Annotated in this window: 5 protein-coding genes; 1 reads left to right on the top strand and 4 read right to left on the bottom strand. The window is 59.4% G+C overall.

Features of this window, described 5'->3' with window-relative positions; translation table 11 throughout:
- Positions 1 to 301: 301 nt before the first annotated feature.
- The 3 genes from msrQ to MUY21_RS15545 all read right to left on the bottom strand — a co-directional run bounded on the left by msrQ (position 302) and on the right by MUY21_RS15545 (position 3,459).
- Entirely contained in the window at positions 302 to 946 is a 645-nt protein-coding gene (gene msrQ / locus MUY21_RS15555) for a protein-methionine-sulfoxide reductase heme-binding subunit MsrQ (RefSeq protein WP_248411208.1), read from the bottom strand.
- On the bottom strand, positions 946 to 1,866 hold the full coding sequence (msrP, locus tag MUY21_RS15550; RefSeq protein ID WP_248411207.1) for a protein-methionine-sulfoxide reductase catalytic subunit MsrP: 921 nt from the start codon (positions 1,864 to 1,866) through the stop codon (positions 946 to 948). The genes msrQ and msrP overlap by 1 nt, the downstream gene beginning before the upstream one ends.
- Positions 1,867 to 1,971: 105 nt before the next feature.
- A complete protein-coding gene (locus MUY21_RS15545; RefSeq protein ID WP_248411206.1) occupies positions 1,972 to 3,459 on the bottom strand; it encodes an FMN-binding glutamate synthase family protein in 1,488 nt (495 codons plus the stop codon).
- A gap of 390 nt (positions 3,460 to 3,849) precedes the next feature.
- On the opposite strand from MUY21_RS15545, the gene MUY21_RS15540 reads away from it, so the two are divergent.
- Positions 3,850 to 4,089: an EF-hand domain-containing protein gene (locus MUY21_RS15540; protein WP_248411205.1), complete on the top strand. Its 240-nt coding sequence runs from the start codon at positions 3,850 to 3,852 to the stop codon at positions 4,087 to 4,089.
- A gap of 82 nt (positions 4,090 to 4,171) precedes the next feature.
- On the opposite strand, the gene clpB is transcribed toward MUY21_RS15540, so the two are convergent.
- Positions 4,172 to 6,787 carry an ATP-dependent chaperone ClpB gene (clpB, locus tag MUY21_RS15535; protein ID WP_248411204.1) on the bottom strand — a complete coding sequence of 872 codons (2,616 nt, stop codon included), beginning with the start codon at positions 6,785 to 6,787 and terminating at the stop codon, positions 4,172 to 4,174.
- Positions 6,788 to 6,863: the final 76 nt, after the last annotated feature.

Here is a 6,863-nt window from a genome sequence, read left to right as displayed (position 1 = left end):
CCGTCCCGCGTCCCAACCGCGCCATCAGCGCCGCCGGTGAAGGGGGTTCTAGGCCTACCCGCTAAGAGTCGCAACCCCTTTTTTTAGAAAAATGCATCTTTTTGCCGATTTCCGATTTTTTCTTTGTTTTTGGTGGGTTGCGGCAATGTTCGGCAAAATCTGCGCGCCCCTGCGCAACAAAAATAGCCTGCGCCGAAGCCTTCCCCAACGGCAATTGTCCGCGATCCGCTTCAGGCCATGAATCGAGGGCTGGAATTGGCGTGAATCAGCACGATCTGTCAGGCCAGACCGTGGGAAATCATCAGGACGCTGATCGCCGGGCCACCTGCGCACCATGTTCCCGGTTCCTGCGTTTCTTCGCCGTCTGCATGACCCGCCATCCCAACAGCGCCAGGATGATCGCCAGATAAAGAAGCGCGTCCTTTTCCCAGGTTTTGCCGATCATGACGAAGTGAACACCGCCCAGAATCGCGATCGGATAGACCAGCCGGTGCAGCTTGCGCCAGCGCGGGCCAAGTTTGCGCACCGACCAGTTGTTCGACGTGATGGCCAGCGGTACCATCAAAAGGAACGCGGCCATTCCGATGGTAATATAGGGGCGTTTCAGGATGTCTTTCCAGATTTCAGACAGGATCTGAACATCCAGGACAAGCCACACCAGAAGATGGACCGAAACGAAATAGAATGTCAGCACACCAATCGCGCGCCGGAAGCGGATCAGGTTGAGACCGGTCATGGCACGCAGCGGGGTCACGCACAGACCAAGGATCAGGGCTTTCAACGCCAGCCGTCCCAGTTCATGTTCCAACGCCTTGACCGGCTCTGCCCCCATTCCGCCGCTGGCCGCAAGATAGAACAACCAGGCGGGCCAAAGCGCCCCAGCCACGTAAAGCCCCCAAACCGGCATCTTGCGCGCGGCGGCATTGATCCGGTCAACAAGGGACATCAGTGGTTCACCACCAGATCCATGCCATCATACAGGCGCGCGACTTCTTCTTCATAACCGTTGAACATCAGGGTCTCTTGCCGCTTGGCAAACAACCCGCCGCCGATCGGCTTCTCGTAGGCCTGCGACCAGCGCGGATGGCTGACCTGGGGGTTCACATTGGAATAAAACCCGTACTCGTTGGGTTGCAGCATGTTCCACGTTGTCTGCGGCTCTTTATCCGTCAACGTCACGCGCACAATCGACTTGATCGACTTGTAGCCATATTTCCACGGCACGACGAGCCGCAGCGGCGCGCCATTCTGTTTCGGCATCGGGTCATCATAGATCCCGGTGGCCATGATTGTCAGCGGGTGCATCGCCTCGTCCAGCCGCAGACCTTCACGATACGGCCATTCCAGGCTGACGGTTTTCTGCCCCGGCATTTCGTCCGGTCGATAAAGGGTTTCAAAGGCCACGTATTTGGCCGTGCCCTGCACCCCGGCGAGCGTGAGCAACTGGTTCAACTCGAACCCGACCCAGGGCACGACCATCGACCAGGTTTCAACGCAGCGAAAGCGATAGATGCGTTCTTCGAGTGTGACCTTGCTCAGAATGTCTTCAAGCCCGTATGTGCCGGGCCGGTCCACCATCCCGCCGATCTCGACCGACCAGGGATCAATGGTCAGTTGATGCGCGTGTTTGGCCGGGTCGGTCTTGCCGGTGCCGAACTCGTAAAAATTGTTATAGGACGAGATGTCCTCAAGCGCGGTCGTCTCAAGATCAGCCGAATATGGCGACGCATCTGATGACGCGCCCAGCGCCGGCCCCAGCGCCAGCCCCGCTGTCAGCCCGGCCACACCGCCCATCAACTGGCGTCGGTTCAGGTAATCGGCGCGGGGTGTCACGTCGGAGTATTTCAGGACGGTCTTGTAAGCCATTTGCTTGCCCACCTTTCATGGTCTTCTGTCCTTGACGTATGACAGAGCGGGCACAAATCCAAACCACAATGGCTCACGTCCGCGCCATGGGGTTGTAACAATCCCTCAATCCAGCGGCGGTATCGCAGGATAGATGTGATGCATCGGCACCGAACGCCCGTTCTCCTGCACCAGACGCACATGCTGCCGTCCCATCTGTCGCGGCTCGGTCACACCGACGGAATGCGCAATTGTTTCCACCTCGTGAATGATCCCCGCGGCATAGCGGGCCACCTTGTCGGCCTTGTCCTCTGGCACCAGACCTTTTTGCAAACGCGGATCGTGCGTCGTGATCCCGGTGGGGCAGGTGTTGCGGTTGCACTTCATTGCCTGAATGCAGCCCAATGAGAACATGAAGCCACGTGCCGAGGTGACAAAATCGGCACCTGCGCAGATCGCCCAGGCCACGTCGCTGGGATTGATCAACTTGCCCGAAGCAACCAGACGGATTCTGTCCTTCAACCCGTGGCGATCCCGCAGGTCGCAGACCAGGGGCAACGCTTCGCGGATCGGCAGACCGACCAGATCAATCAACGGCATGGGGGCCGCACCCGTGCCACCCTCACCGCCGTCTATGGTGATGAAATCGGGCGCGTCCTGCATCCCGCGCTGGGTAATCCTTTCAAACAACTCTTCCAAGGGCTCAACTGACCCGACCACCGTTTTGAATCCGACCGGTTTTCCCGTCACCTCGCGGATATGGGCCAGGACATCCAGCAGATCGTCCCAATCATCAATCTCAGGATGCCGGTTGGGCGAGATCGAGGCGACGCCTTCCGTGATCCCCCGGATCGCCGCAATTTCGGCCGAGACCTTGGCGGCGGGCAGGATGCCCCCTTTGCCGGGTTTTGCCCCTTGCGCCAGCTTCAGTTCGAACATCTTCACTTCGGGATAGGCAGCAACCTCGCGCAGCTTGTCATCCGACAGGTTGCCTTCTGTGTCCCGCACCCCGTATTTCGCGGTGCCGATTTGAAACACGATATCGCCGCCACCCTTCAGGTGATAATGCGACAATCCCCCCTCGCCCGTATTCATCCAGATCCCCGTCTTTGCGGCGCCTGCCGATAGGGCCTCGACCGCCGGGCGAGACAAGGCGCCAAAGCTCATGCCTGACAGGTTGAAGAACGACTTGGCCGCATAAGGGTGCCGCGCCGTTGGCCCGATTTGCAGGGGTTCGGTCTTTGTGTACTGATCGCTGACAGGGGGAAATGCCGCGTTCACGAAGATCGGCGTGCCGGTGATACCAAGATTCCGCGTCGACCCGAAGGCCACCGTATTCCCGTGGCCCGATGCCGCCCTCTCGACCCAGTCCCGCTGGGCGCGGTTGAACGGCAGCTCTTCGCGGTCCATGGCAAAGAAATACTGTCGGAAGAACTCGCCCAGATTGGTGAACAATGCCCTGAAACGTCCGATCACCGGATAGTTGCGGCGCACAGCGTCATGGGTTTGCAGGCGGTCGATTAAATAGAGCACAACCAGCAGCAAAAACCCAAGGACCACCAAAAAGAACAACGCCTGCGCCAGCAGTTCGACCGCCCAGGACATGGATTGCATCGACACCCCTCCGTGATTCGGATCGAGTTTAACGCCAACGGCCTGAACGAAAAGACCGTTACACAACGCGGGCAAACGAGGCGATTCGCCGGGGGCGGGAATCACCCGCAGCTGCAAGTCACCGCAAGCACAAAGATGCCAAGGACGCGGGGCTGTGGTTTCTCGGCTGCGAATCGCCGAAAACACACCTTTGAATAGGAGCCGTTCTGCCGGGTTTCGACCCCGCTGCCTTCCCTTGCGGAACTTCGCCTGTAAGTGGAGGTCAATTTTGCAATTTAGCGCCCAAACAGAGTGTCTTAGCGCATTTCGGGTGAAGCAGTCAGGTGGTCGTGGTCTCTGTGTCTCTGCATCCAACACTGGGTGCGAACAATAACTCTTGGAGTATATCGTATGAAAACCACATCTCTTGCCGCCGCTCTTCTTATCGCTGGTTCGTCTGCTGTGTTCGCTGACATCGCCGCGTTGGACGCAAACGAGGACGGAGAAGTCACCATGGAAGAGCTGGTCGCAGTTTATCCTGACGTGACGGCCGAAGCCTTCTCGACGGCAGACGCGGATGAAAGCGGCACCCTGAACGCTGACGAGCTGGCAGCAGCACAGGAAGCAGGCACGATCCCGAGCGAGATGTAAGGGCACTCAGCCACTTCCCCACTCACGGCAAAGCCCCGTCGGTTTGCACCGGCGGGGCTTTCATCTTTTTTTGCGGCCTTGATCAGTGAACCACGGCATCCTGTGGCGGGTGCTGGTTCGAACGCGACACACGGTCACCGATGATCAGACCCTCGGACCCGGCGGACACCGAAATGGTATCGCCGTCCATAACATCCCCGGCCAGAATCATCTCGGCCAGTTGGTCCTGAAGCGCGCGTTGGATGACACGCTTCAGTGGGCGCGCGCCGAACACCGGATCGTACCCTTCATCGGCCAGCCACTTGCGTGCGCCATCATCCAGCTCAAGGGTGATGTTGCGACGCGCCAGGCGACGGGCCAGACGCTCCAACTGGATATCCACGATGCCACCCATGTCGCCTCGGCTCAGGCGATCGAAGATGATCGTTTCATCCAGACGGTTCAGGAACTCAGGGCGGAAATGTGCCCGCACCGCATCCATCACGTCGCGCTTGGCATCGGACGAATCCGCCCCATCGGGCAGCTGGCTCAGCGCCTGCGCGCCAAGGTTCGACGTCAGGATGATCAGCGTCTGCTTGAAATCGACCGTGCGGCCCTGACCGTCGGTCAGGACACCATCGTCCAGAACCTGCAAAAGCACGTTGAACACGTCGGGATGTGCTTTCTCGACCTCGTCAAACAGCACGACCTGATAGGGCCGACGCCGTACCGATTCGGTCAGCACCCCGCCTTCGTCATACCCAACATAGCCCGGAGGCGCACCGATCAGACGGGCGACCGCGTGTTTCTCCATGAACTCGGACATGTCGATGCGCACCATCGCGTTGTCGTCATCAAAGAGGTATTCGGCCACCGCTTTGGTCAGCTCGGTCTTACCCACACCAGTCGGCCCAAGGAACAGGAACGACCCAAGCGGGCGGTTCTCGTCGTTCAGCCCGGCGCGCGCCCGGCGCACGGCATTGGACACAGCCGTCACCGCCGAAGACTGACCGATGACCCGCTTGTGCAGTTCCTCTTCCATGCGCAAAAGCTTCTCGCGTTCGCCTTCCAGCATTTTCGAGGTCGGAATACCTGTCCAACGCTCAACCACACTGGCGATCTGCTCGGGCCGCACGGCCTCTTCGACCATCATGTCGGCCTCGGCGTCTTCTGCCTCTTGCAGCTTCTTCTCAAGCCCCGGAATGACGCCGTAAGACAGCTCACCAGCCTTTGCCAGATTGCCCTCGCGCTTGGCGGCGTCCAACTCGGCCCGCGCGCGGTCAAGTTTCTCTTTTAATTCGCGCGCACCTTCCAGCTTGTCACGCTCGGCTTGCCACTTGGCGGTCATGGACGCGGATTTTTCCTGAAGATCGGACAATTCAGCCTCGAGTTTCTCAAGACGATCTTTCGACGCCTTGTCATCTTCCAGCTTCAGAGCTTCGGCCTCGATCTGCATCTGCATGATCTGACGATCCAGCGCATCCAATTCCTCGGGTTTCGAGTCCACTTCCATCCGCAAGCGGCTGGCGGCTTCGTCCACAAGGTCAATTGCCTTGTCGGGCAGGAATCGGTCGGTGATATAGCGATGGCTGAGCGTCGACGCGGCCACAAGCGCGCTATCCGAAATCCGCACACCATGGTGCAGCTCGTATTTCTCTTTGATACCGCGCAGGATCGAAATCGTATCCTCGACCGTCGGCTCTTCGACCATCACAGGCTGGAACCGGCGGGCAAGAGCCGCATCCTTTTCGACATACTTGCGGTATTCGTCCAGCGTCGTAGCGCCAACGCAGTGCAGCTCTCCGCGTGCCAGCGCAGGCTTGATCAGGTTGGCCGCATCCATCGCGCCATCCGATTTACCGGCCCCCACAAGCGTGTGCATCTCGTCAATGAACAGGATGATTTCACCAGCGGCAGATGTCACTTCGTTCAGCACAGCTTTCAGACGCTCTTCAAACTCGCCGCGATATTTCGCGCCAGCGATCAGCGCACCCATATCCAGCGCGAGCAGCTTCTTGTTGCGCAGGCTTTCAGGCACGTCGCCATTGATGATGCGCAGGGCCAGCCCCTCGGCAATCGCGGTTTTCCCCACGCCGGGTTCGCCGATCAGAACGGGGTTGTTCTTGGTGCGGCGCGACAGAACCTGCATGGTGCGGCGAATTTCTTCGTCGCGGCCAATGATCGGGTCAATCTTGCCCTCTGCCGCGGCCTCGGTCAGATCGCGGGCATATTTCGACAGGGCTTCATAGCTGTCTTCGGCACTGGCGCTGTCGGCCGTGCGCCCCTGACGCACCGCGTTGATCGCGGCGTTCAGCTTTTTGGCATCCACGGCACCGGCATCCAACGCATCACGCGCCTTGGATTTGATCATCGCCAAAGCGGTCAACAACCGTTCCACCGGTACGAAGCTGTCCCCAGCCTGCTTGGCCAGTTTCTGCGCCTCGTCCAGCACGCGGGCGGTGGCGTTGTCCATGTAAACTTGCGCGGCGTCGCCCGTCACCTTCGACAGTTTGCCGATGGCGTCGTCCACGGCGGCGCGGACACGTTCGGGCGACCCACCTGCCTTGCGGATCAGGTTGGCGCTCATCCCTTCTTCGTCGTCCATCAGGGCTTTCAACAGATGCTCGGGAACCAGTCTTTGATGGTTTTCGCGCATCGCAATGGTCTGTGCGGCCTGAATGAAACCACGCGACCGTTCGGTGAACTTGTTCAAGTCCATATCACTCTCCTTCTAAAGCGCCCGTAACCGGAATGCCCACCCTTGCGGCACATCCCATTGGGCCTTGGAACAAAGA

The organism is Aliiroseovarius sp. S2029, assembly GCF_023195575.1.
GTDB classification, from domain to species: Bacteria; Pseudomonadota; Alphaproteobacteria; order Rhodobacterales; family Rhodobacteraceae; genus Aliiroseovarius; species Aliiroseovarius zhejiangensis.
This window is presented reverse-complemented; position numbering and strand designations above follow the sequence as displayed.